The organism is Streptomyces sp. NPDC040410 (genome assembly GCF_055595715.1).
Window position 1 is genome coordinate 427841 of sequence record NZ_JBVIVK010000005.1, and the last position, 22697, is coordinate 450537.

At 68.5% G+C, this 22697-nt stretch carries 21 protein-coding genes; 10 read left to right on the top strand and 11 right to left on the bottom strand.

The window, feature by feature from the left end; genetic code table 11:
- Nucleotides 1–625, top strand: a 625-nt coding sequence (locus tag ACZ562_RS14155; protein WP_471177807.1) for a tetratricopeptide repeat protein, incomplete at its 5' end; no start/stop codon positions are given.
- A gap of 112 nt (nt 626–737) precedes the next feature.
- Nucleotides 738–1535: an 8-oxoguanine DNA glycosylase OGG fold protein gene (locus tag ACZ562_RS14160; RefSeq protein ID WP_471177810.1), complete on the top strand. Its 798-nt coding sequence runs from the start codon at nt 738–740 to the stop codon at nt 1533–1535.
- A 265-nt stretch (nt 1536–1800) separates the two neighbouring features.
- Here ACZ562_RS14160 and ACZ562_RS14165 read toward each other — a convergent pair whose 3' ends face one another.
- Nucleotides 1801–3840 (bottom strand): TerD family protein, encoded by a 2040-nt coding sequence (locus ACZ562_RS14165; protein ID WP_471177813.1) that lies wholly within the window; start codon nt 3838–3840, stop codon nt 1801–1803.
- Between the two features lie 546 nt (nt 3841–4386).
- Between ACZ562_RS14165 and ACZ562_RS14170 the strand changes: the two genes are divergently transcribed.
- Together ACZ562_RS14170 and ACZ562_RS14175 are read left to right on the top strand one after the other, a co-directional pair.
- Nucleotides 4387–4743: a hypothetical protein gene (locus tag ACZ562_RS14170; RefSeq protein ID WP_471177816.1), complete on the top strand. Its 357-nt coding sequence runs from the start codon at nt 4387–4389 to the stop codon at nt 4741–4743.
- Between the two features lie 222 nt (nt 4744–4965).
- Nucleotides 4966–5577: an arsenate reductase/protein-tyrosine-phosphatase family protein gene (locus ACZ562_RS14175; RefSeq protein WP_471177818.1), complete on the top strand. Its 612-nt coding sequence runs from the start codon at nt 4966–4968 to the stop codon at nt 5575–5577.
- A 147-nt stretch (nt 5578–5724) separates the two neighbouring features.
- Here the strand turns inward: ACZ562_RS14175 and ACZ562_RS14180 are convergent, their stop codons facing one another.
- The 3 genes from ACZ562_RS14180 to ACZ562_RS14190 form a co-directional block, all read right to left on the bottom strand.
- Nucleotides 5725–6549: a DUF2637 domain-containing protein gene (locus ACZ562_RS14180; protein WP_471177820.1), complete on the bottom strand. Its 825-nt coding sequence runs from the start codon at nt 6547–6549 to the stop codon at nt 5725–5727.
- Between the two features lie 12 nt (nt 6550–6561).
- Entirely contained in the window at nt 6562–6846 is a 285-nt protein-coding gene (locus ACZ562_RS14185; protein WP_471177822.1) for a hypothetical protein, read from the bottom strand.
- A 653-nt stretch (nt 6847–7499) separates the two neighbouring features.
- Nucleotides 7500–7868, bottom strand: coding sequence for an LPXTG cell wall anchor domain-containing protein (locus tag ACZ562_RS14190; RefSeq protein WP_471177824.1), 369 nt, complete (start codon nt 7866–7868; stop codon nt 7500–7502).
- A gap of 24 nt (nt 7869–7892) precedes the next feature.
- Here ACZ562_RS14190 and ACZ562_RS14195 point away from each other — a divergent pair, with 24 nt between their 5' ends.
- The gene (locus tag ACZ562_RS14195) at nt 7893–8126 is read left to right on the top strand and encodes a hypothetical protein (RefSeq protein WP_471177826.1); all 234 of its coding nucleotides are present in this window, start codon (nt 7893–7895) and stop codon (nt 8124–8126) included.
- Between the two features lie 239 nt (nt 8127–8365).
- Here the strand turns inward: ACZ562_RS14195 and ACZ562_RS14200 are convergent, their stop codons facing one another.
- Nucleotides 8366–8770, bottom strand: coding sequence for a hypothetical protein (locus tag ACZ562_RS14200; protein WP_471177828.1), 405 nt, complete (start codon nt 8768–8770; stop codon nt 8366–8368).
- A gap of 240 nt (nt 8771–9010) precedes the next feature.
- Here ACZ562_RS14200 and ACZ562_RS14205 point away from each other — a divergent pair, with 240 nt between their 5' ends.
- Nucleotides 9011–10297 carry a S8 family peptidase gene (locus ACZ562_RS14205; protein ID WP_471177831.1) on the top strand — a complete coding sequence of 429 codons (1287 nt, stop codon included), beginning with the start codon at nt 9011–9013 and terminating at the stop codon, nt 10295–10297.
- A gap of 75 nt (nt 10298–10372) precedes the next feature.
- On the opposite strand, the gene ACZ562_RS14210 is transcribed toward ACZ562_RS14205, so the two are convergent.
- A complete protein-coding gene (locus ACZ562_RS14210; protein WP_471177833.1) occupies nt 10373–11812 on the bottom strand; it encodes a tyrosine-protein kinase domain-containing protein in 1440 nt (479 codons plus the stop codon).
- A gap of 326 nt (nt 11813–12138) precedes the next feature.
- Here ACZ562_RS14210 and ACZ562_RS14215 point away from each other — a divergent pair, with 326 nt between their 5' ends.
- On the top strand, nt 12139–13023 hold the full coding sequence (locus ACZ562_RS14215; RefSeq protein ID WP_471177836.1) for a glutaminyl-peptide cyclotransferase: 885 nt from the start codon (nt 12139–12141) through the stop codon (nt 13021–13023).
- Nucleotides 13024–13185: 162 nt separating this feature from the next.
- Here ACZ562_RS14215 and ACZ562_RS14220 read toward each other — a convergent pair whose 3' ends face one another.
- Nucleotides 13186–14193: a GDP-L-fucose synthase family protein gene (locus ACZ562_RS14220; protein ID WP_471177838.1), complete on the bottom strand. Its 1008-nt coding sequence runs from the start codon at nt 14191–14193 to the stop codon at nt 13186–13188.
- A gap of 331 nt (nt 14194–14524) precedes the next feature.
- Between ACZ562_RS14220 and gmd the strand changes: the two genes are divergently transcribed.
- Both gmd and ACZ562_RS14230 read left to right on the top strand, forming a co-directional pair.
- Entirely contained in the window at nt 14525–15550 is a 1026-nt protein-coding gene (gene gmd, locus ACZ562_RS14225; RefSeq protein ID WP_471177841.1) for a GDP-mannose 4,6-dehydratase, read from the top strand.
- Nucleotides 15550–16710 carry an acyltransferase family protein gene (locus ACZ562_RS14230; RefSeq protein WP_471177892.1) on the top strand — a complete coding sequence of 387 codons (1161 nt, stop codon included), beginning with the start codon at nt 15550–15552 and terminating at the stop codon, nt 16708–16710. The genes gmd and ACZ562_RS14230 overlap by 1 nt, the downstream gene beginning before the upstream one ends.
- A gap of 77 nt (nt 16711–16787) precedes the next feature.
- Here the strand turns inward: ACZ562_RS14230 and ACZ562_RS14235 are convergent, their stop codons facing one another.
- Genes ACZ562_RS14235 through ACZ562_RS14250 form a run of 4 tightly spaced genes read right to left on the bottom strand, consistent with a single transcriptional unit; the run spans nt 16788 to nt 21500 of the window.
- Nucleotides 16788–18302 (bottom strand): hypothetical protein, encoded by a 1515-nt coding sequence (locus tag ACZ562_RS14235; protein WP_471177844.1) that lies wholly within the window; start codon nt 18300–18302, stop codon nt 16788–16790.
- Between the two features lie 8 nt (nt 18303–18310).
- Nucleotides 18311–19564 carry a glycosyltransferase family 4 protein gene (locus ACZ562_RS14240; protein ID WP_471177847.1) on the bottom strand — a complete coding sequence of 418 codons (1254 nt, stop codon included), beginning with the start codon at nt 19562–19564 and terminating at the stop codon, nt 18311–18313.
- Nucleotides 19555–20424, bottom strand: a complete 870-nt coding sequence (locus ACZ562_RS14245; RefSeq protein WP_471177849.1) for a glycosyltransferase family 2 protein — start codon at nt 20422–20424, stop codon at nt 19555–19557. The genes ACZ562_RS14240 and ACZ562_RS14245 overlap by 10 nt, the downstream gene beginning before the upstream one ends.
- Nucleotides 20421–21500, bottom strand: a complete 1080-nt coding sequence (locus tag ACZ562_RS14250; RefSeq protein ID WP_471177852.1) for a glycosyltransferase — start codon at nt 21498–21500, stop codon at nt 20421–20423. Before ACZ562_RS14250 ends, ACZ562_RS14245 begins: the two co-directional genes overlap by 4 nt.
- A gap of 284 nt (nt 21501–21784) precedes the next feature.
- Here ACZ562_RS14250 and ACZ562_RS14255 point away from each other — a divergent pair, with 284 nt between their 5' ends.
- Nucleotides 21785–22603 carry a TylF/MycF/NovP-related O-methyltransferase gene (locus ACZ562_RS14255; RefSeq protein ID WP_471177854.1) on the top strand — a complete coding sequence of 273 codons (819 nt, stop codon included), beginning with the start codon at nt 21785–21787 and terminating at the stop codon, nt 22601–22603.
- Nucleotides 22604–22697 lie beyond the last annotated feature (94 nt).

Genomic DNA, 22697 nt, shown 5'->3' on the forward strand with positions numbered 1-22697 from the left:
CGACACCTTCACCGCCCGCAGCAACCTCGCCGCCTCCTACGGCCGCGCCGGGCGCACCCAGGACGCACTCGAACTGCGCGAAAGGGTCCTGGCCGACAGCGAACGCGTGCTCGGCCCCGACCACCCCGACACCTTCGCCGCCCGCCATAGCCTCGCCATCTCCTACAGCGATACGGGGCGCACCCAGGACGCCCTCGAACTGTGCGAAAGGGTTCTGGCCGACAGCGAACGCGTGCTCGGCCCCGACCACCCCGACACCTTCACCGTCCGGGCCAGCCTCGCCATCTCCTACGGCCGTGCCGGGCGCACCCAGGACGCACTCGAACTGGACAAGAGGGTTCTGGCCGACCGCGAACGCGTGCTCGGCCCCGACCACCCCGACACCTTCAGCGCCCGCCACAATCTGGCCTACTCCTACCGCTGTGCCGGGCGCACCCAAGACGCACTCGAACTGCGCGAAAGGATCCTGGCCGACCGCGAACGCGTGCTCGGCCCCGACCACCCCGACACCGTCGTCTCCCGCGCCCTCCTCGCCTATATCCGCGAGACCGACGGCGATGGACAGCAGACAAGTACATCAACATCAATGACAGCTGACCCTCAGCAGTCGTCCACGGCCGATTGAGCAGCCCAAATGACCCAGGGGCCTCCGGAGCCGTTTTAGCGCACATACATATCGTGGCCACTGCCGCCGCGGCGTGCCACGATGTCGTGTCACGCAGGGAGGGGGCGTTTCCATGAGGTTTGACCAAAACCTGGCAGACAAGCTCGACGCGACGATGCACACGCAGTTGCTGCCGGAAGACGCGGTGAAGTCACTGGGCAGGTGGCTGATCGACCCGGAGAGAGGCCAGCGGTACAGACCCGGAAGCGGGGCTCACACCATTCCGTACTCGCCTTCCAATTGGATGGCCGTAGCCCCCTGGCCCGACGCTTTCGCCGACCGGGCAGCGGTTGCTTCGGCCTCCGTGAGCCGGGCCGACATCGTGGCCACAGTCCGAGCCGCGGAACAATCACAGAGTTGGGCAGAGGCGTTCGTGGCGACCCAGGTCTGGGGCTATGGCCTCACGGGCTACGGCCCGTACCGCACGGGTCAGGTGCTCGCCCAGCCAGGTGCTGAGGAAGCCTTCGCAGAAGCCGTATCCCTTCTCACTGACGAAGGTGCGTCCGCGGCCTACGAGAGGCTGCAGATGTTGGACGGTCTTGGGCCGGCGTTTCTCACCAAGTTCCTCTACTTTGCTGGTCAGGCGTTGCCAGAGGTGAAGGGGCTGCGCCCGCTCATCCTCGACAGCGTGCTCGCTGGGGTTCTCCGTCGGCATGCCACGAAGATCGGGGTCATGGCTGGCTACGAATGGGCGGCGCCAATCGCCCATCGCATCTGGTGTGACAGCAACTGGACCTCCCACCGCTATCACATCTACCTCCAGTGGATGTACGCGGCCAGCGAGCAGCTGACAGCTGCGTTGATCGAGTGGCCCGCAGCGCCGGACGTCCTCGAACTGGCTCTCTTCAGCGCGGCCTGGGACCCCGCATAACCAGACCACCGGGGTCGTGGACAGAGTAGGCCGTGCCGAACGCGTGCCAGATCCTGTGGGGAACCACGGGGAACGGAGGGGGACTGGCTAGGGGTGCGGCCAGGGCGCCAACGCCACTCCGCCGCAGGTCGGTACGTACGGCAACCGCTGCCAAGAAACCCGGGCTTCCCAAGCTCAGGGCGCTCATCCCGATTGGCACTTGGTGCGCGCCCTATGGACAGTTGCACGTGAACCGCGGCCATGTGCGACTGTCCACGGCTGGGCGTCACCCCGTCCCGGCACGATCCTTTGCTGATGCCTGCCGGGGCGTCGTACGGTCCAAGTGGACTATTACGGTGGTGTAGAAGCGCTGCACGGCGTGGTCGACGCTGCGGATGAAGCCGGATTCGGCGTTCCCGCGGCTGCTTCCCATGCCTTTGAACAGGGACAGGCGGAAGCCGGTGATCTGGGTGTCGTTGTTCTTCGGGAGCATGTCCGCCGGCTCCGGGCGGAGCCGTTCCAGCGTGCCCCGTGGCCCTCCGGTCTCTCCTTCGATAAGGGTTTCGATGTGGAGGTCTGCCGGCGCCTCGGCCAGTCGGCGGATGAGGCGTTTGGCCCAGGCCAGCGGGTAGCCCTGCTCGGGAGCGGGGATCTCGATGGAGGTGCGGAGCTTGCCGGTGCGCAGGTCGGCGCTGATCGCCAGAACTCCGGGTGCGCCCTCTATCCGGAGCTCTGCCTGAAGTCTGCCATCGAGGCAAAGCTGATCGGCCAGGCGGCTGCGGCGGGTTCTCGGATCGGCCCCACGCTTGGCGCGCTGGACCGGCAGTACCTTCTGCCCGAGTTCGCCACCGAGGCTGAGGCAGATCTGGCGGATGAGCCGTTCCCAGCTCTCGACAACGTCCAGGGCACGCGGATCGCCCTGGCACAGGGTTTCGTCGTCGATTCCGTTGCGGACGGGGACCCAGGCCGCCCCCATGTTCTGGAAGCCGTGGCAGCCGGAGTTCTCATGCCGCAGGTAGTAGAGCAGTTCCTGGAGCAGCCAGGCATGTGCCTTGTCTCCGACGCCCTCGTGCCTGATCAGCATTTGCGCCTGGTGGGTGACTTCGGCCCAGGACAGGTGCCAGAGAGCCACCTTGTGCTTGCGCCGTCCGTCGATCTTGACGTCGACGAGCGGGCTGCCTTCCAGCGCCACGTCGTTCGACAGCGTGATCACGGCCTCGTAGCCACGGCGCGCGGCTATGTCCACGTATGCCTGCACCTGCTCGGGCTTGAGGTCGTTGCCGTTGGTCTTGGTCTCTACCAGCGCGGTCCATAATTTGCCGGCCCGCTCGACACGGATAACCCCGTCGGGGCGTCGCGGGGTGTCGCCGTGCGGCAGGGATACCTCGGTGAACGTCTCCATACGGCCCGCCGGTGCCCCGAACGCCGCCGTGAGTCTCCGGCCGAACTCCGGCACCTGCGCCATCACCGACAGCAGTACGGACGTAGCGCGCGTCTCCCGGTCCCGGTCGCTCTTGAGTACCGAGACCGGAAAGAGCCTGGCCTGCTTCCAGGACTCATTGTCCGCCAGAGACTTCCTGGCCGCCCTGGGCACGGTGACCTTCTTCCTCGCGGTGCGAGGCCGTGCCGCCTTCTTCGGCACCGCCTCGTCGCCGGGCGGGCGGGGAGCCGGAACCAAGCCTGGCGTAACTTTCGGTTCCTGCTCAACAGCCGGAGCCGGAACAGCCGTATCGGCCTGCTCGCTGCTCTCCGTACCGTTCGGCGTTTCCTCTGCGCCCGCGTCGTCATCGATGTCGACGCCGAAGTCCGTCGCCAGACCGGCCAGGCCGGTGTCGTAGCCCTGTCCGACAGCACGGAACTTCCACTCTTCCCCACGCCGGTACAACTCGCCGAAGATGATTGCGCCCACCATGCCGGCGTCATCGATGGCGAACCTGAGGAGGCTCTCACCGCCCCCATCGGCCAGTGTCACCTTCAGGTCTTCCAGTTCCCCGAAGCCGGCTCCCTCGTAGCGGCTCGCCGCCACGACGATCCGGTCGATGCCGGACGGGACCGCGGTCAGGTCGAAGCTGATCCGGTCCTCGTCGCCGCTCTCCGTCGGAGTCTTCCCCAGCAGTTGCACACTCCCGTCAGCGGCAACCGGGTTGTTGTAGAAGTAGAAGTCGCTGTCACTGCGCACTTTGCCGTTCGCATCGAGCAGCAGGACGGACACGTCCGCATCGCCTTCACCGGTCGGGCTCACCCAACTCAAACTGACGATCAGCGAACCGACGTTCTCACTCAGCGCCGCCAGTCCCACGTTCGAGCCCTTGACCATCTCATGCATGAAGCCCCCCAGATCTCACAACTCGGGCACGTGGCTGTCCCCGGCCAGGCCACCCACCCCACGACGCCACCATGTGACGCACGGCACAACGAGAGACTGTAGTACCCGATGCCGAGCCCGCGGGAGCGTCCGGAAAAACGAGTGGCGAGAACCAAGGGTCAACAGAGCAGCTCCACAAGTCCCGTCAGCCCGACAGAGGGAACTGTCGTCGGCTGGGGCCCAGGCAAGCCGTTCGGAGCCCTGCGCGGCGACGGCGATGACGGCAGCCGCTGACGGCAACGACGGCGGACGACGGTGGCCGTCAGCAGTCAGTCACGGCAGCGGCGCCGGCCGGGCAAGACGCGTGGCGGGGCGATGCCCGCATCTTCTAAGCGCTTGGCCGCAGGTTCGAGTCCTGCCGGGGGCGCCCATGCTCCGCCCTCCCTCGGGAGGGCGTTTTTGCTGTTCAGGGCATGTGTCACGCGCAGATCTCCGCACAGGCCGAATCCGTGGAACGCCGTCGTCAGTTGAACCAGGCGTACGTCTCACAGAGATCGGAAGCAGCCCATGAGTCTCCTCGGCCGTCTTCTCTGCTCCCTCTACGGCCTCACGTCCCTGTGGCTTGCCTGGTGCGCCGTGCGCCAGTACCAGTACGGCGGTTCGCTCTGGGCCGTGCCGCTGTTCGTCGCCGCGTCGATCGTCCCGGTCGTCGCCGTCGTCCGTGAGACCGTACTCGCCGACGAGCACCGCACCGTCGCCGCCCTGTGCCGGCAGGAAGGCCGGCGCGACACGCGCCGCGACGAGCTGTGCGAAGCCATCGCGTGTGCCGAGCTGGACGGCGCGTGCTGCGAACGCTGGTGGACGAGCCTCGCCACCGACCATGACCCGGCATGCCCCAACCAGGACCGCAGCAACGCCGCATGAGTCACGCCCGACCGCATCGACCAACCGCTCAAGGGGAAGCCGCGAGGAGCCCGCGAGGAACCCGCAAGGAAGCCGCACCGCCCCCGGCCGCCTGACGAGCACGACCCGATTGGCCCCACCGTGTCGGCGATTCGGCGGCGTTCCCACCCGAAACGGCGATCCGACGCCCCGCCGGACGTGCGTCGCCCCGTCCGGCGGACGTCACGCGTGAATACTGACGCCATGCTCCACAGTCTCGGGCCTTCCCCCTCTTCGTCGCCCGGCATGTGCGCACCCGGGTTTCGCGTACTCGTCGTGTGCACCGGCAACCTCTACCGCTCGCCCCTCGCCGAGTGGCTGCTCAGGCAGCGGCTGCTCGATGCCGGGCCGGTGATCCGGCTGAGCAGTGCGGGCACACGGGCCCTCCCTGGTACTCCCATCGCGGCCACGGCGGCCTCCTTCCTCTTCGAGCGCGGCGCGGATCCCTCCGGGACGGGCTCGCGCCGGCTGACGAAGGAGTTGGTCGAGAACTCGGATCTGGTGCTCGGGGCCGCGACGGAGCATCGTGAGGCCGCTGTGCGGCTGTCTCCCGTGTGGGCGCTGGCCCGCGCCTTCACCCTCCGCGAGTTCGCACGGCTGGTGCGGGCGGAGGACGCCTCGGGCGTGGTGGATCCGGCCGAGCGGTTCGCCGCCCTCGTCCGGGGAGCGGCCGCCCGGCGTGGTGCCGCGCCGGCTCGTCCGGGTGAAGACGACATCACCGACCCTCTCGGTGCCCGTCCCCAAGAGGTGCAGGACTGCCTGGTACGTATCGAGGGCCTGGTGGAACGCATCGCCGCGGCTGTGCGGACCGGGTGATACAGGGGCGTCGAACCGCGGCGGGGCCGCCGGGAGGAGGGTGTCCTCCCAGCGGCCCCACCGCGGGATCCCGGCCGTACCGGGGAGACCCGACCTGTTCTCAGAGACCCGGTCGGGGTGCGCGTGACGTCGGAGTACTCCTGCCCGTCATCGCACGAACCGTTGCCGTGCCGGCAAGGGGGAGTTCATTGCGGTGAGCCGCAAGCGGTGCCGGGGCCTGGCCCGGCGATGCGGCCGTGTCAGCGTGATCTGGCGGACGAGTTGCTGAAAACAGGCCAGTGCCGCACAGCTCGGCAGGGCGGCCGCAGCGGCGTCGGTAATGGTTCCGCGTGCCTGGACGACACACAGGAGCACCGAAGCGGAGGAGAACAGCAGCACCACCACCCAGGAGTGCGTGGCCCGGCAGCGGTGCAGCGCGGCACGCAGAATCGACAGCGCCGCCACGAGCCAAGGGCCGTAGACAAGCAGCGGCCACCAGGAAACGGAAGTGCTCTGCGTGTGGAAGACGGCGACGAGCCGCAAGGGCTCATAGGTGGCCATACCGCCGAAAACGCTCACCATCGAGGTGATGACCGCGGCCACCGCGGCGATCAGATAGCTGAGGGTACGCAGACCGCTGGGACGTCTGGGTTCACGCAGCTTCCGGTGGCTCTGGGGAACCGTCCTGAGCGGAGGCAACTCGGCCGTGATGTCCTGCAGGTTCCTGAGGGGGGTGCCGTGCGCCGGGGTGGTTGCCGACGCCTCCTCGCGGGCCGGGGGCGCTGTGGGGGCTGCGGGGGCGCGCTCGGCCGCCATGGCGTCCTGGAGCATGTAGGCGAGTTCCTCGGCCGGGTCCCATGCCGGGTCCGGCGGAACCAGAGGTGCCTCGAAGACCTCGGCCGCGCGCCGGTGCCGGCCGGTGCCCCCCATGTCGTACTGGCCGAGGTGATCGGCGTAGAACCCCGAGTGGTGATCGATGCGCTCGTCATTCATGGCGCGGCTTGATCATTCGGCCCGACGGCGGGGACGCTGGCCTTCCAGGGTGCCCCATCGTCGGAGGATGTCGTCCTCCAGCCGCACCATGGTGTCCAGAAACCTCTGCAGCAGCGGTTCGGTGACCTGCAGTACGACGGGCAGTCCCTCCTTGCTGAGGGTGCCGTTGGCGCTGGGCGCGGAGTACGCCGAGGCCGGAGTGTAGATGTAGGGGCCCATCGTCACCGCATGTGCCCCCGTCAGGCCCCTCCGGTCCTCTCGATACGCGAACAGGCCGATATTCCTTGCCCTAGTCATGTCCCGAATAACGCCGCCTGTTTGCCTTGGATGCGCGGCAAACGGGTGAAGGAACGCATGAATAAGTCTTATCTAGCGGACATTCGACCATCTTCCACTGCTGTGCGAAAACCATATTATGACCACGTCAGGACCCGCCGTCAGGACCCGCCGTCAGGACCCGCCGTCAGGACCCGCCGTCAGGACCAACGGTCTCCGGCTCGCGGTGCAGGGGGTGTGTATTCTCTTCCAATACTTCGATCATTCGGCGGCGCCGACGCAGTTCAATGACGTCGACACGCCACATCCGGCCGAGGGGATGTGACCCCAGAAGGGACCCCACGGTGCAGACAGATGCACAGACGAGCAGTGCCCAGAGGGCGGTGTTCCACACGGTTGTCTCCTCCGTCGAATTCGCGGCACACGGATAACGCGGACATGTATGCGAGGTGACGGAAGAGACACGAAACGCCCCGCAGAGACTAAAGGAATGACAGCCGTTACATCCCACATACGTGTCTGCGGTCGGTCGGGTCATCGCTTTTCAGTACGGACGGCGACGGCCGGCAGCAGGTTCCCGACACGTGCCGTGAGAGCGCGCGAAAGGAGAGTTGCTGCCGGCCGTCCCACAGGTACTGCCGCGGCCTTGCGGGCCCGCTATGGACCCGCGTCCGTCAGCCGCGCTTCACCCGCCGGGTGAGGACCATCGCACCGCCACCGAGCAGGAGCAGCCCGGCGACCCCGCCCAGCAGGGCGGCCGAGTGGTCGTCGCCGGTGTCGGCGAGGTGCGGCTTGCCGTGGTGGTGACCGGGCTTGCCGCCGTGGTCGCTACCGGACCCGCCGCCGTTGCCGGGCCAGTTCGGACCATCGCCAGGCCCGTCACCGGGATCGCCCGGACCGTCGCCCGGACCACCCGGACCGTCACCGGGGTCGCCGAGCACTTCGAGCGGCCTCGAGAGAGTGCGGTCAGGGTTCTCCGCCCTGAGCAGGAACCGGTGATCACCCGGCCTGGCGTTTTCGGGAATGGTGACTGTTCCCCTCACCGTTCCGTTTTCATCGGCCTCGAAGTGACCCAGAATGACGATCCTGGACGCAAGGGCCGCCACTACGTCCTGGTCCGCCTGGAAGCCCGTTCCCCGGAATTGGACATCGTCCCCCGGGTTGACGGCCTGGGGGCGGATGGTCAGGGCAGGGCCCTGCGGTGGATACGGCTGGGCATGGGCGGGCTGCGCCCCCAGTACTGGTACGACGGCCAGGGCAGCGGAGGCTGCTGTGGCCGCGAGTGCGGCACGCCATTTTGATGACGCCGTCATCGCATTTCACGCTCCTCGAGTGGGATCAGGCCGACGCCATGGCGCGACCCGCGAGTACGGTATATGCATGTATGACGCGTAAAGGCATGTCATAACGGGCCTTAGTGGATAAGAGGCCATCTGGCGCATGAAGATCACCAGATCGACGTCAGGCCATCTGGGGCAGTGAGACGCGTAACCCGCCTGCTGACACGTCGAGTTGCGGGCCGCATGGCTCCGAGAGCGGCTCAGCAGGAGCCTCCTTGCCGCGTGATCCCGCGTGCCAGTTGCTGAAAGACCGCCAGCTCCGCGACGACCGGGAGAGCCACAGAGGAGACACCGGGGAGGGTCTTCGGCGCGCGGGCGACGCACAGCGCCACGGCCACGGCGGAGCAGAACAGCACGACGCACCACGCGTGCGTGGCAGGGTGACGGTGCAGGGCGGACCGCAGGATCGACAGCGAGGCGACCATCCAGGGCCCGTACACCACCAGGGGCCACCAACGGTCCGCGCCGAAGCGGGCGGGGCCGGCGGTCACCACCTCGGGCAACGGGTCGTAGGCGACGATGCCGCCGAACACACCGGCCATGGCGGCGATGACGGTCCCCACCGCGGCGATCAGAAAGCCGACGGTCCGCTGCGTGGTCGTCATACACGCCACAACGAATTCAGCCGTGAACCGGGTGCGAAGCATCCGGGTGACAAGGACGTCGCGGCAAGCGGGCCACAGAGCCACACGGCTGACAGATGGTCGGAAAATCCCGCATCGCCGAACGTCGGGGTGTCGCCATCCCTCGCGCACCTGCAAGCTCTAGGGGCACAGTGAGCCGGACATACGAGTCATAACGCTCAATCCGGCTCGTCACCCCGACGCATTCGAGAAAGGTCCGGGATGCCCAAAACATTTGGTGTGACCCTCCTCGCGCTGGCCCTGGCGGCTGTTGCGCCGAGCGCCGTCGCCGGCTCGGCCGCAGCAGCGTCCCCGCCCGCAGCCACCGCTCCCGACAAGGCCGACAGGATCGCCGGCCAGTACATCGTGATGCTCAAGGACACCTCCGACCGGCGGGAGGACATGGACGACGCCGTGACGGCGGCGAGCCAGCACGCCTCCGACATGGGCGCCTTCGTGCGCCACACCTACCGCCATGCCCTCTACGGCTATGCGGCGTCGATGACCGCGAGCACCGCGGCCGCGCTCGCCAACGACCCGCAGGTGCAGTCGGTGCAGCAGGACAAGAGGATCCGTGCCATGGCCCAGTCGGTCCCGACCGGTGTGGACCGGGTCGACGCCGACCTCAGCCCGACCGCGGCGATCAACGGTGTGGACACGCGGGTCAACGCGGACGTCGCCGTCCTCGACACCGGGATCGACCCGAACCACCCGGATCTGAACGTGTACCGGGCCGGCGGAAAGAACTGCTTGTCGTCGTTGCTGCCCCCGAACGACCTGAACGGCCACGGCACGCATGTGGCGGGCACCATCGGCGCCCTGGACAACACCATCGGCGTCGTCGGGGTGGCACCCGGGGTGCGGCTGTGGCCGGTCCAGGTGCTCGGCCCCACCGGCTCCGGAACCACTTCTTCCGTGCTGTGCGGCATCGACTACGTCACCCAGAACGCCAGCCGGATCGACGTGGTCAACATGAGCCTGGGCGGCTCCGGGTCCGACGACCGCAACTGCGGCAGGACCAACGGCGACGTCATGCACCAGGCCATCTGCAACTCGGTCGCCAGGGGTGTCACTTACGCCGTGGCCGCCGGCAACAGCCACGCCGACGCCCGTAACACCGTGCCGGCCTCGTACGACGAAGTGATCACCGTCAGTGCTCTGGCGGACTTCAACGGAAGGCCCGGCGGCCTGGGCACGCCGACGTGCCGCACGGACCAGGACGACACGTTCGCCGACTTCTCCAACTTCGGCTCCGACGTCGACCTGATCGCCCCGGGCGTGTGCATCCGTTCGACCTACATGGGCGGCGGCTACGCGACCATGTCCGGCACCTCCATGGCCACGCCGCACGTGGCCGGCGGCGCGGCGCTGTACCGGGCCACCCACCCCACCGCATCGCCCCAGACCGTCAAGACGGCGCTGCAGGCGGCGGGCAACCTCAACTGGACCTGGCCGTCGCAGGACGGGGACGGCATCAAGGAGCGTCTCCTCGGGGTCGCCGGATTCTGACCGGCCGCCACCCCGTCGGCACGACACCTCGGCAGCGCACTCCGGCATCGGCCGGGGTGCGCTGCCGGCTTGTTCTCACCCGTGGAGATCCGACGCGGTGGACTCCTTCTGACGGGCCGACAGACGGGGCGCGGGCAGTTCACCGTACGACCCGTAGGTGCCGTAGGGATCGCCCTTGGGAGGCACAGTCATGTTGAAGACTGTGCCGAGGACGCGGCCGCCCACCCGTTCCAGCGCCTCGGCGGCGGTGCGGACCTGGTCACGGCTGGTCTTCGAGGCCCGGACGACGAGCAGCGTGCCCTGGGCCAGCGGGGCGAGTCCGATGGTGTCGGCGACCGGCAGCAGCGGAGCGGTGTCGACGATCACCACGTCGTAGTTCCTTGCGAGCTCGTGCAGGACCTCGCTCATGCGGGCCGAGGCGAGCAGCTCGGTGGGGTTCGGCGGCACGGCGCCGCTGGCGAGCACCGAGAGCCGGTTGCCGGCCTGCTGCATCACTTCCTCGACGCGGGCCTGTCCGATGAGCGCGGTCGTCAGTCCGGCGTCCTGGACCAGGCCGAAGGTCTTGGCCACGCACGGACGGCGCAGGTCGGCGTCCACCAGACAGGTCGACATGCCCGCCTCTGCGAGGGAGAGGGCAAGGTTCACCGAGGTGTTGGTCTTCCCCTCGCCGGGCACCGAACTGGTCACCATGATGATCCGGGGTCGGTCGTCGATCTGGGCGAACTGCAGATTGGTGCGCAGTTTGCGGAAGGCCTCGACCCGCTTCGAGTGAACGGCGGCGGTGATGAGCGGTTGTCTCGGCGCGTTCTTGTCGTACGGAATGGCTCCGAGGGCCGGAAGACCTGTGAGCTCGCCGAGCGCCTCGCCGGTCTTGAGGGTGGAGTCGAACGTCTCGCGCAGGACGACGAGTCCGGCACCGAGCACCAGTCCGGCGAACGCTCCCACGGTCAGGTTGAGAAGCGGGCGCGGCGAGACGGGATACGAGGGGGCGACCGCCTGCTGGGTGACGCCCAGTGAGACCGGCGACACGGGTTCGGGCGCCCGTGGGCGCGCCGACGCCTGCCCCGGCTCCGGCTTGGGTGTCTCCAGTCGCTCGACGACGGCGCTGAACCGCGTCGCGACGGCGTTGGCGATCTTCGCTGCACGCTCGGGCTCGGTGTCCCGGACGGTGATGTTGATCAGCACGGTGTTGAGCGGGGCATCGGCGGTGATACGAGACGCCAGCTCCTCCGGCGTGGTGCGCAGCTTCAGGTGACGCAGCACGGGCCCGGTCACCTGACGGGTCGGCACGATGGCGGCGTACGACTGCACACGCGCCTGCGAGAAGCTCTGCCCCTGGTTCAGCTGGGCGGTGTCCTCACTGGTGCGGGCGGCGACGAAGAGCTGCGTTCTGGCCTCGTATTCGGGGGTGCTCCATGTCGTGACGGCGACCGCCGCTCCGATCGCGAGAACCAGGCAGACCACGACGGTCGGCCAGCGTCTGGAAAGAGCCTTCAGGAATCCGTGGAGATCCAAGCTGCACCCCTCAAGAGACCGAGGAACCACCCAAAAGTGAGGTTTGTTCCCTATGTACAGGGCTGAACATAGGGGCTTGAACGGCTCGATCCAGGGAGCCACCCCAATGTCAGCCCGACAAACAGCCCTTGAGGCAGACGTCGTACCTGCCTCATCTCCGTCAGGGGTGCGCCCACTGCCGGAGGGCCTGTCACACCATCCGGCGACTTGCCGGCACGCCGCACCCTTCGGCAGCCGGACACCGCGTCCGTCCCTGTATCCATGTCCCGGTCGAAGGCCGACGCCCACCGTCCCGCCCGAAGCCGACACAGGAGAGGGAGAAGACGATGACCGTGCCTGAACGCGTACGGGCCGTGGCGGCCTGCGTGCTTGTGGGAGTGCTGCTCATCTGCTGCACGTCCTGCACGGCGAGGGAGGCGGCGGAAGGCGGCACGTCAGGTTCTGCCGCCGAGAACGGTGCCGACAGCGCCGCGGCGCTGAAGTCGGCATCCACGACCGGTGTGGAGCGGTTGCGGGTCAAGGTGCTTGAGGTCCTGCGGCACGATCCTCAGGCTTTCACCCAGGGACTGGAGATGGCCGGCGGCAAGCTGTACGAAGGAGCGGGCCTGGTGGGGCGGTCCTCGGTCCGGGCGGGTCCGCCCGGCGGGCGGCCGACCGCCCGCGTGGAGATGCCCGCGCCGTTGTTCGGCGAGGGGATCACCGTCCTCGGCGGGACGCTCTGGCAGCTCACCTGGAGGAACCGGATCGCCATCGAGCGCGATACGAGGACATTGGCGGAGGTGCGCCGCGTCGCGTACCCCGCCGAGGGCTGGGGCGTATGCCACCAGCGGTCCGGGAACCGGCTGGTGACGAGCGACGGATCGTCCCGGCTGACGTTCCGGCACCCGAGGACGCTCGCGAGGACGGGCGACATCGAAGTCACCGAGAACGGGCGGCCGGTGGCGAAACTGAACGAACTGGAGTGCGTCGGCGACGCCGTGTACGCCAACGTCCTTTTCACCGAACGGATCGTGCGCATCGACCCCGCCACGGGTGCGGTGACGGCGAGCATCGATGCCTCAGGGCTGCTGCGTGAGGACGAACGCGTGACCGGTTCCGTCCTGAACGGCGTGGCGGCCGTCCCCGGCACCGACCAGTTCCTGATCACCGGAAAGTTCTGGCCCAGGATGTTCCGCGTCGTGTTCGTTCCCGACGACAAGGTCCCCCACTGACACCGCTCCGGCCCCGTTGGGCGGGACCTCGCTTCAGCCACCGGCCCCGGCTACGGCCGGGGCCGGTGGCATCCCGTATCTCGCATCCCGTATCTCGCATCCCGGATACGGATACGGATACGGATACGGATACGGATACGGATACGACGACAGGAACGGCGGTCACTGCCGCAGGGTGCCGGAACCGAGATTCTCCAGGTACCAGGTGTACGTCCGGGCGAGTCCTTCTCGCAGCCCGACGCGGGGCGTCCAGCCCAGCGCCGAGAGCCGCGAGACGTCCAGGAGCTTGCGCGGGGTGCCGTCCGGCTGACTCGGGTCCCACTCGACGCTCCCCCGATACCCGACCACCTCCGCGACCAGCTCCGCCAGTTCACGGATGGTCAGGTCCGTGCCGGTACCCACGTTGACCGGCCCGTCGGCGTCGTAGTGCTCCAGCAGGTGCAGGCACGCCCGAGCCAGGTCGTCCACGTGCAGGAACTCCCGGCGAGGCGTGCCGCTGCCCCAGTTCACCACTCGCCGCGCACCCGACTCCTTCGCCTCGTGGAAGCGCCGGATCAGGGACGGCAGCACATGGGAGTGCTCCGGGTGGAAGTTGTCGCCCGGTCCGTACAGGTTCGTCGGCATGGCCGAGATCCACGGCAGACCGTGTTGTCGCCGTACCGCCTGCACGTGCAGAATCCCGGCGATCTTGGCGACGGCATAGGCGTCGTTGGTCGGCTCCAGCGCACCCGTCAGCAGCGCCTCCTCCCGAATGGGCTGCTCGGCGAACTTGGGGTAGATGCAACTGGAGCCCAGAAACAGCAACCGCTCCACCCCCTGCTCCAGGGCGGCGTCCAGCACATTGACCTGGATGCGGAGATTGTCGGAGAGGAACTCGGCGGGCCGGGTGGCGTTCGCCTTGATCCCGCCGACCCTCGCGGCCGCGAGCACGACCGCATCCGGCCGTGTGGCGGCAAACCAGTCGAGCACGGCCCGGCGATCCCGCAGATCCAGGTTCGCCGAGCCGGGGCCGACCACATCGGCGAAGCCCTCCCGGACCAGGTGCCGCCACACCGCCGAACCGACGAGACCCCGGGCCCCGGCCACGAAGACGCGTGCCGAGCGGTCGAGGGGGCGGTGCGCCCTCCCGCCCAGCGTAGGGGTGACTTCGGCATTCGTGATCACAGCCATGGACATCGCTCTCCTCTTTTCACTGACGCCACAGACACACTGCGTTCGCGGTTTGTGCGCTCGCGGTTTGTGAAGAGCTTCCCCGTCGGTCCGCCGCCGGCGTGTGAGGCGCGCACGGGAAGCGGCTCGTCGACGCATTACCGGTCTTCGCTTTCCGCGGCTGTCGGCGCGGCATCACCCTTCCAGGAAACGGGTGGTGAGCTGAATGGAATTACCCGGGCATTCGAGTAAGTACGACACACCGTCATGTCCCGGGGCCTGGAGCGAGGTTTTCCGTATCCTGACCAGAAGTCTGCGTTTCCCGCTCCAACAGCCCAGCAAAGGAGTGCGCGTGACAGAGAAGACCGCGCTCATCACCGGGATCACCGGCCAGGACGGATCCTATCTCGCGGAGTTGCTGCTGGAGAAGGGATATCTGGTGCACGGCATCGTCCGCCGCGCCTCGACTTTCAACACGCAACGCATCGACCATCTTTACGAGGACCCACACGACCCTGCGGCCCGGCTTTTCCTGCACTACGGCGATCTGACCGACGGAACACGCATCGCGGGTCTGCTCGAGCGGCTCCAGCCCGACGAGGTGTACCACCTGGCAGCCCAGTCGCATGTACGAGTGTCGTTCGACGAGCCCGAGTTCACCGGCAACACCACCGGTCTGAGCACCACCCGGCTGCTCGAGGCCATTCGCGCGACGGGCCTGCCGTGCCGCTTCTACCAGGCCTCCAGCTCCGAGATGTTCGGCGCCACACCTCCGCCCCAGAACGAGGACACCCCGTTCCACCCACGCTCCCCCTACGGCGTCGCCAAGGTCTACGCCTACTGGGTGACCCGCAACTACCGTGAGGCATACGGCATCTACGCGGTCAACGGCATCCTGTTCAATCACGAGTCCCCACGGCGCGGCCCGACCTTCGTCACCCGGAAGGTCGCCAAGGCCGCCGCGCGTATCAAGGCGGGCCTCCAGACCGAGCTCCACATGGGCAACCTGGATGCTCGGCGCGACTGGGGCTACGCGCCGGAGTACGTCGAGGCGATGTGGCGCATGCTGCAGCAGAACGAGCCCGACGACTACGCCGTGGCCACCGGCACCAGCTACAGCGTCCGCGACTTCGTCGAGCACTGCTTCGCCCATGTCGGCCTGGACTGGCGCGATCACGTCCGGTTCGACGAGCGCTACCTGCGCCCGTCCGAGGTCGACGACCTGGTCGGGGACGCCTCGAAGGCGGAACGGATGCTCGGCTGGCGTCCGAGGGTGTTCGTCCCGGAACTCGCCCGGCTGATGGTGGACGCGGAAATGACGGGGCTGCGGCCGAACATCGCCGCTCAGGCAGGCCAGGTGCCCATCCTCGCCACGTGATGACGCTCAGGCCCACTGTCCCCACCGTCCCCACCGCCGGCGCCAGGATGTCTCATGGTGACGGCAGACTCGCGTTCGTCGACGGGCTGCGGGGTATCGCCGCGCTCGTGGTGATGGGCGGCCACGCGATCGCCATCGCCCGTCCGGAAACGGAACCGATCCGTACGTTCCCGGCTCACCTGCTGCGCCCTCTGATGTTCGGCGGGCAGATGGTGTTGCTGTTCATCCTGGTCAGCGGATTCGCGCTCTGCTGGTCGGAAGACCATCGAGTCCTGCGCGGGGGAACCCGCACACCACTGCGGGCCTACCTGCGTCGCCGGGCCTGGCGGATCCTGCCGGCCTATTACGTGGCGCTCGCCTTCGGGCTCGTGGTCGTGGGTCTGCTGGCTCCGCTGCTCGTGTCCCCTGCGTCACCCAGCATGCGTACCTATGAACCGGTGACGCCGGACGGAGTGATCGCCCATCTCCTCATGGCCCACACCCTGAGCCCCGCATGGGCGCACCAGGGCAATCCGCCGTTGTGGTCCGTAGCGTTCGAGGTCCAGCTCTACGTTCTCCTGCCCCTGGTGTTCGCGATGATCACCCGCCGCGTCCCCGCACTCCTCGCCTGCGCGGTGTGCGCGATCGCCGCGAAGGTCGTCGGCCATCTCGCTCATCTCCCCCTGTTCGGCCTCGTGGAGTGGTTCTTCGCGGGAGTGCTGGCGGCGCGTCTCGCCCGTAAGGGGTGGCTGTCCCACCGACTGCTGCTCGCGGTCGGCGTCATGACCGCACTGTTCGGCGTGGCCTGCCTTTCGCCCTACTCCGACAGTCCGTTCAGCAAGGCGCTGTGGCTGGTCGGTTTCTTCTGCCTGGTCGCCGGACTGGTGCGGGCTCGGCCCGGAGGATGGAATCTGCCGACGCGCCGGCCCGCGGTGTGGATCGGTCACCGGTCCTACAGCCTGTACGCGGTCCACTTCCCCGTACTTCTGCTCGTGTGGGCGGGAGTCGGGCGGCTCCAGCTCTCTTCTGATACGGCGGTCGCCGCCACGCTCCTGGCCGGCGCACCGGCGTCGGTGGCCTGCGCGCATCTTCTGTACGTCACGGTCGAGCGGCCGGCCCTCGCGAGGATGCGCCGAGCCGGCCGCCCGCTGCGGCAGACCCGGGTCTCACTGCAGCAGTGAGGCGGCGCCGCCGCAGCGCCTGTGGGCCGGAACCCCGGGCAGGCTTGGTGGCGCGTTGCTCCGGACCGGCCGCCGGCTCATTGCTGAGCGGCGGCACCACGGGCCGACTCGTACCGGCGGAGAGCATCCCTGTCAGTACTCGGAGGCGGGCACTCCCTCGTCGCTGCGGCTGGACTCGGAGGCGGATACTCCCTCGGCTCCGCGGCTGGACTCGGAGGCGGACACTCCCCCGTCGCTGTGGCTGGACTCGACCGCGGCACGGCCAACGCCGCCCCCGGAACGCCGTGCCGGTGTCCCGCGGGTACGGGAGTGGCCCCGACTCGGTCGGATTTCCGTTCGGCCGTGGCGTACCGCAGGTGCCAGAGGACGAGGCCGAAGGCGACTCCTTGTTCCAGGAAGGGCGAATACGCGATGTAGAAGACGAGTTGGGTGAGGACGACGAGCCGAGCGAGGAGATCGGCCCGGGAACCGGACCGCGCAGCCAGAAATGCGAGAACGTGGACCCCGATCAGGACGATGACGCCCACGGCACCGATCCTGAGGGTCGACTGGACGTACCAGTTGTGGGGCGAGACGGTGACGAGACTCCCGTCGATCACCCGCGAGAAGCCGAACCCGAACGGACGGCCGAGCAGGCCTTCGCCAAGCCCCCTCGGCTCGTTCAGGAGCTCCTTCCAGCCGATGATCCGCCATTGGAAGGTGCTGTGGGTTCCCTGCATCGTCGTGTAGGAGGACTCCAGATACCGGCCCACCGTGGTGTCCGCGAAGGCGAGCCACACGACGCCCCCCATCAAGGCCGTGGTCGCCGCCAGTGACACACGCTGCCCTGCCGCCGCACGTCCCAGGAGCAGATAGGCGACGACCGCGATCACCGCGACGACCCAGATGGTCCGGTGCTGGAGGAGCACCACAGCCAGGAACAGCACGGCCGCCAGCGCTCTGTGAGGCATCCTGTGCCAGCGGAGGGCCACGAGCAGCAGCGCGGCCTGGGCGATGGCCAGCGCCCCCATGGCGGCGACGGGACGGCCGTTGGTCAGCTGTCCGTTCACCAGGTAGTTGTCGTTCGCTGACGAGATGCCCGTCGAGGACCAGCGCCAGACGGCGAACAGTACGTACGCGCACGCCACCACGGTCCAGGCGACCGCCGTGAACGCGGCGAGATCCTTCTTCGTTCTCTTCGAGGTGGCGACATACACCGCCGCAGCCAGGAAGCAGATGTACGGCCGGGCTTCGTTGATCGCCGCCTGGAAGCCGAAGGACGCGGTCCCGCGCAGCACCGACACCATGACGAGCAGCAGGAGCACCAGTACGCCGCCGATGTGCCTGCCGAACCGAAGCCGCAGTCCGGTGAGGCGTGCGAGTGCGACGAGCAGAGCGCACCCCGCCACCAGGTCGGAAGCGGAGATCGTCAGGTCGGAGAACACGACGACGGGCACCTTCTGCCCGGCCACCGTCTCGGCCAGTCCGGGAGCAAGCAGCAGGACCACTCCCACCCTCGGGTGCTGGGCGAACACCCACAGGAAGCCGGTGAAGAGCACCGCCGTGGCCGCCAACTGGAGCAGTGGCTGCGCATCGGCCACGTCGAAGAGCATGGGTCCCCCTATGCGTTCGCGTTGGGAGGGGCGGGAGGAGATACGGGAGGAGATACGGCAGGAGACGCATGGGCATGTCGCAAGAACGGGCCCGGCAGGTGCACGTGGCGGTCGTGGGCGACGCGCTGGTACTGCTCTTCGTAGCTCGGCACAAGGGCAGACCAGCCGAACGACCTCGCCCGTTCCAGCCCGGCAAGCCGCAGCCGTTCCCTGTGCCGCGGCCGGCCGGCCAGCATGACCACCGTGTCCGCGATCCGCTCAGGGCGTCGTACCTCGGTCAGTTCACCGGCCCGGCCGAAGTCCAGCAGCCAGGGAACAGCACCTGATGCGTGGCCTCCGACTACCGGAAGGCCTCTGGCCATGGCTTCGAGGACGGTCATCCCGAAGGATTCCTCCAGGGTCGGCGCGACGTAGAGGTCCGAGGTGTCCATCAGCTCGGCGACCTTCTCCAGTGGTGTCGAGCCGGCGAACACCACCTGCTGTGTCAGGCCGTTTGCCCGCGCCCAGGCTTCCGCACTGCCGCCGCGTTCGAACTCCTTGCCGACGAGGACGAGTTCCGCTCCGGGCAGTCGCCGACGGATGAGCGGAAACGCCCGCAGCAGGGAGGTGACGTTCTTCCAGGCCGAGAATCCGGAGTTGACGGACAGGATGCGCCGCACCGGGGCGATCGAAGGGCGTGGCCCTTCCGAGAGGAACCGGGCCGGCAGGCCGTTCGGCAGCAGGGCCGCGTGACGGCCGTAGCGCGTCAGCGTCTGTCCGAGGTACGGCGATACGACCGCCAGATGGCGGGCCTTGGCCAGACAACGGACCTGCATCGCGAACCGCACCGCGCGGTACGGGTCCGGGAGGTGCCGCAGAATCGCGGGCGCCCAGTCGTGGACGGACAGGAGGACCGGATGCCTGGAGGCGAGCGCGCCGAGTCCGAACTCATACGTCCAGTGAGCGTGGACGACGTCGGTCTCCAGCCCGTCGAGGAGATCCCTGACGACGCGTCGCTCCTGCCGGAACACGTCTGCGGCCCGGTGGCGCGAGCGGTACGGCCCCACCAGGACGTCGACGGCACCGATGCGCCGCCGCACCGGTCGGCTGATCCCGGGGCCCAGAGTGACGACCGTCACGTCGTGGCCCGACCGGGACAACTCCGCTCCGAGCGACGCCAGAACCGTACCGCCCAGTCCCGACGGCAGGGCGGCCTGTGCGGGTGCCCCGAGAAGCCGCGCGAGCAACGGAAGGTCGGCGGGGCCGGCGATGGTCACCCGCATGGCCGGCTCCTCCTGGTGCCGCGCGCAGCGAGGGACTGCGCCGCGAAGAGAAGGCGCAGATACGGCAGAAGCCAGTACACCGGCCACATGGGCCCTGCGTGCCGGCGGGTGAAGCGCCGCCAGCTGCCCGGCGGCAGTCCTTTGGGTGAACGCATCAGCTGCCATCTGACGCGCAGCGGGAGGGAGGGATCGGCGTACGCGGCTGCCGGATTCCGCGCACAGGTGCCCACCGTTCCGGGGGCGACCAGGGTCCGGACACCGAGAGCGGCGGCCCGCAGGCCGTAGTCGAAATCGGCCATGCCATGGGCGAACGCGCCGTCGATCGGGCCGACCCGCGCGACCACCCGGCGCGGGACCAGGACCACGTTGCCGTGCATGGTGTCGGCCGGGACCGGCGTCTGCCCCGGTAGGACGGGAGCGAAGCGCGTGGGGTGCAGCCGGCTGCTCCGGCTGACGCCCGAGTAGGTCACGGTCCCGGTGGACGGGTCCCGCACCGCACCGACGACGATCGCTTCTTCCTGGTCTTCGGCCAGCGCTCGGTAGGTCGCGAGCAACCGCGACAGAGCGCCGTCATCCAGGACGACGTCGTCGTTCAGCCACAGGAAGAAGTCGCCTACCGGTGCGGCGGCCTCGGCCGCGGCCATGCCCCGGGCCCAGAAGAGCGATCCGTCACCGCGCACCACATGGATTCCGGGCCACACCTCCTGGGCCGCGACGGCCGTCCCGTCGGTGCTGCCGTCATCGGTGAGCACGACCCGCAGGGACACGTCCGGGCCGCCCTGCCCACGCAGCGACCGCAGGCAGCCGATGGTCTTCTCCCGGCGGTTGTGGCAGGTCATCAGTGTGACGACGGTGGTCATCGCTGCACTCCGGCCCCTGCGAGGCGGCGGTAGATGCCGGCGTACCGGGCCACACCGCGCTGGATGCCGAACCGGTCACGGAAGGCGCCGAGGCCGTCGGTGCCGGGGCGGTTCCCGGCGGTACCCGTCGCCCTGCCGATCGTCTCGGCGAGCCGAGCGGGATCGATGTCGGTCAGCCAGGCGGAAGGGGAGGCCTGAGCCACGTCCCGCAGCCCCGGGACGTCCGCGAGCACCGCCGGCAACCCGGTGGCGACGGCTTCGACCGCGGCGAGCCCGAGCCCCTCGTAGGCGGATGTCATGACGAAGACGTCCGCCGCGTGCAGCGCCTGCAACGGGTGCACGCGTCCCAGGAAGCGGGTCCGGTCCGAGAGGCCCAGGCGCTCGGCGAGCTGCCGCTCGGCGTGTCCGGCCTCTTCCTCTCCCACATGCAGATACACGGCCTCGGGCGGACCTGCGGGGTGGGCGAGCGCCTCCAGGATCGCTTCATGGCGTTTGACCGGCGCGCAGTTGCCCACGCTGACCACGACCAGGGAGCCGGTCCCGAGACCCAGTCCGGCACGCGCGGCCTCGCGCTGACCCGGCGTCGGCGGCACGAACTCATCACCACACCAGTTGTTCACGACCTCGACCGGGTTCCTGAACCGGCTCCGCTCATTGAGGGCCACCCCCCGGCTCACGCCGACGTGAACGACACCCATGCGGCGAAGGATCCGGCGTTGCACGCGTCGCTCCACACGGAGCGTGCCGCCGAATCCGAAGACACTGTGTACGGTGCGGACGACCCCGGCTCCGGCAGCCAGGGCCGCGAGTCCGAAGTGGAAACCGGCTCGCTCGGCGTGCAGGTGAACGACGTCGAAGCCGCCGTCCCGCACCCGGCGGGCGAGCCGCAGCGGTACGCGGATCAGCCGCTCGTCCGGCTCGTGGGCCACCACGTAACCGACACTCCGGAGGTCGGCCGCGAAAGGGCCCGGGACCGGAGCGACAGCCAGTACCTCCGCCTCGACGCCATGCTGTTCCCACTGCTCGGCGGCCCCATGGAGCATCACCTCCGCGCCCGAGGCGCGGAGTTGGTTCAAGACGTGGAGTACCCGTACATGCCCGCAACCGGATCGGGGATGATCCATTGGTCCCCTTCAAGACTCACTTCGTCACGCTCACTGTGAATTGACGAAATCCCTGGGCAGTGACATGGCGACAGCGTGGCATGAACTCTCTGCGGTACTGCATGGACACTCTGGTCGCCGGTAAAATCGCCCGTCTGCCGCGCCGCCATTGTTTTCCTGGCCGGGTGGCGAAAGCGGGTTCCGACTCACCGTGCGGGAGATTGAGCCGTCCGCCGGTTGATGACTAGGGTCGCCGCATGCCCAAGGTCAAGACAGCGACAAGGAACACCCTCGACCGTGTGCTCCGCATTGCTGGTGCTCGCGTGATCACGACGGGGGAGGAAGAGGCCGGCCGGGTTCGATATGTCCGCGCGGTGCAGAGCCTCTACGACGTCTATGTCGAGCACCTGTTTCCCGATCTGCGGGAACGCGAAGGCAGGGTCCCACTGATCTCGAACCTCATCGGGACGGAGATCGGTGAGGCGATGTTCCTCCTGCACTGGCTGCAGACCGCTCAGGACAGCGGTGAGGGAGACATCGTCGAGATGGGTGTCGCTCAAGGTGCCACGTCGGCCCTGTTGGCGAATGAGATCCTCGACGGCGGAAGGCACCTGTGGCTGTATGACTCGTTCCAGGGACTGTCGCGCCCGACGGCGGAGGACAAACTCATCGACGACATCGAAGACCGGGGGGCGATGGACAGCTACGAGTCGGCGATGTCGTTCCCGAAGCAGCTCGTGCTTCAGCGGCTCGCCTCGGTGGCCTTCCCGCCCCGGCGGACCCACGTCGTCGCGGGCTACATCACGCCCGACGTTCGCGAGCTGCCCAACCTCGTGTCCTTCGCCTACCTCGACTTCGACCTGTACGAACCCATCCTCACGGGCCTGCGGCTGCTCGCGCCCAGGACGCGACACGGTTCTGTCCTGATGGTCGACGACTACGGCTATTTCTCCTCGGGCCCGGAGCAGGCCGTCCGGGACTTCCTCGCCGAGGACGACCGCTTCGATCTGGTCGTCGGTCCCAAGAGCGCCGGCCACTTCTGCGCTCTGCTGCGGCGGCCCACGCAGGACGGCTAGTGGGGGGGGGGGGGGGGGGGGGGGGGGGGGGGGGGGGGGGGGGGGGGGGGGGGGGGGGGGGGGGGGGGGGGGGGGGGGGGGGGGGGGGGGGGGG

Excerpts from the sequence above, each read along its gene's own strand:
- ACZ562_RS14245 (WP_471177849.1), bottom strand. The coding sequence starts at position 20,424 with ATGACCACCGTCGTCACACTGATGACCTGCCACAACCGCCGGGAGAAG.
- ACZ562_RS14170 (WP_471177816.1), top strand. The coding sequence starts at position 4,387 with ATGAGTCTCCTCGGCCGTCTTCTCTGCTCCCTCTACGGCCTCACGTCC.
- ACZ562_RS14160 (WP_471177810.1), top strand. The coding sequence starts at position 738 with ATGAGGTTTGACCAAAACCTGGCAGACAAGCTCGACGCGACGATGCAC.
- ACZ562_RS14180 (WP_471177820.1), bottom strand. The coding sequence starts at position 6,549 with ATGAATGACGAGCGCATCGATCACCACTCGGGGTTCTACGCCGATCAC.
- ACZ562_RS14205 (WP_471177831.1), top strand. The coding sequence starts at position 9,011 with ATGCCCAAAACATTTGGTGTGACCCTCCTCGCGCTGGCCCTGGCGGCT.
- ACZ562_RS14175 (WP_471177818.1), top strand. The coding sequence starts at position 4,966 with ATGCTCCACAGTCTCGGGCCTTCCCCCTCTTCGTCGCCCGGCATGTGC.
- ACZ562_RS14230 (WP_471177892.1), top strand. The coding sequence starts at position 15,550 with ATGACGCTCAGGCCCACTGTCCCCACCGTCCCCACCGCCGGCGCCAGG.
- ACZ562_RS14215 (WP_471177836.1), top strand. The coding sequence starts at position 12,139 with ATGACCGTGCCTGAACGCGTACGGGCCGTGGCGGCCTGCGTGCTTGTG.
- ACZ562_RS14200 (WP_471177828.1), bottom strand. The coding sequence starts at position 8,770 with ATGACGACCACGCAGCGGACCGTCGGCTTTCTGATCGCCGCGGTGGGG.
- ACZ562_RS14255 (WP_471177854.1), top strand. The coding sequence starts at position 21,785 with ATGCCCAAGGTCAAGACAGCGACAAGGAACACCCTCGACCGTGTGCTC.
- ACZ562_RS14240 (WP_471177847.1), bottom strand. The coding sequence starts at position 19,564 with ATGCGGGTGACCATCGCCGGCCCCGCCGACCTTCCGTTGCTCGCGCGG.
- ACZ562_RS14220 (WP_471177838.1), bottom strand. The coding sequence starts at position 14,193 with ATGGCTGTGATCACGAATGCCGAAGTCACCCCTACGCTGGGCGGGAGG.
- ACZ562_RS14235 (WP_471177844.1), bottom strand. The coding sequence starts at position 18,302 with ATGCTCTTCGACGTGGCCGATGCGCAGCCACTGCTCCAGTTGGCGGCC.
- ACZ562_RS14185 (WP_471177822.1), bottom strand. The coding sequence starts at position 6,846 with ATGACTAGGGCAAGGAATATCGGCCTGTTCGCGTATCGAGAGGACCGG.
- ACZ562_RS14165 (WP_471177813.1), bottom strand. The coding sequence starts at position 3,840 with ATGCATGAGATGGTCAAGGGCTCGAACGTGGGACTGGCGGCGCTGAGT.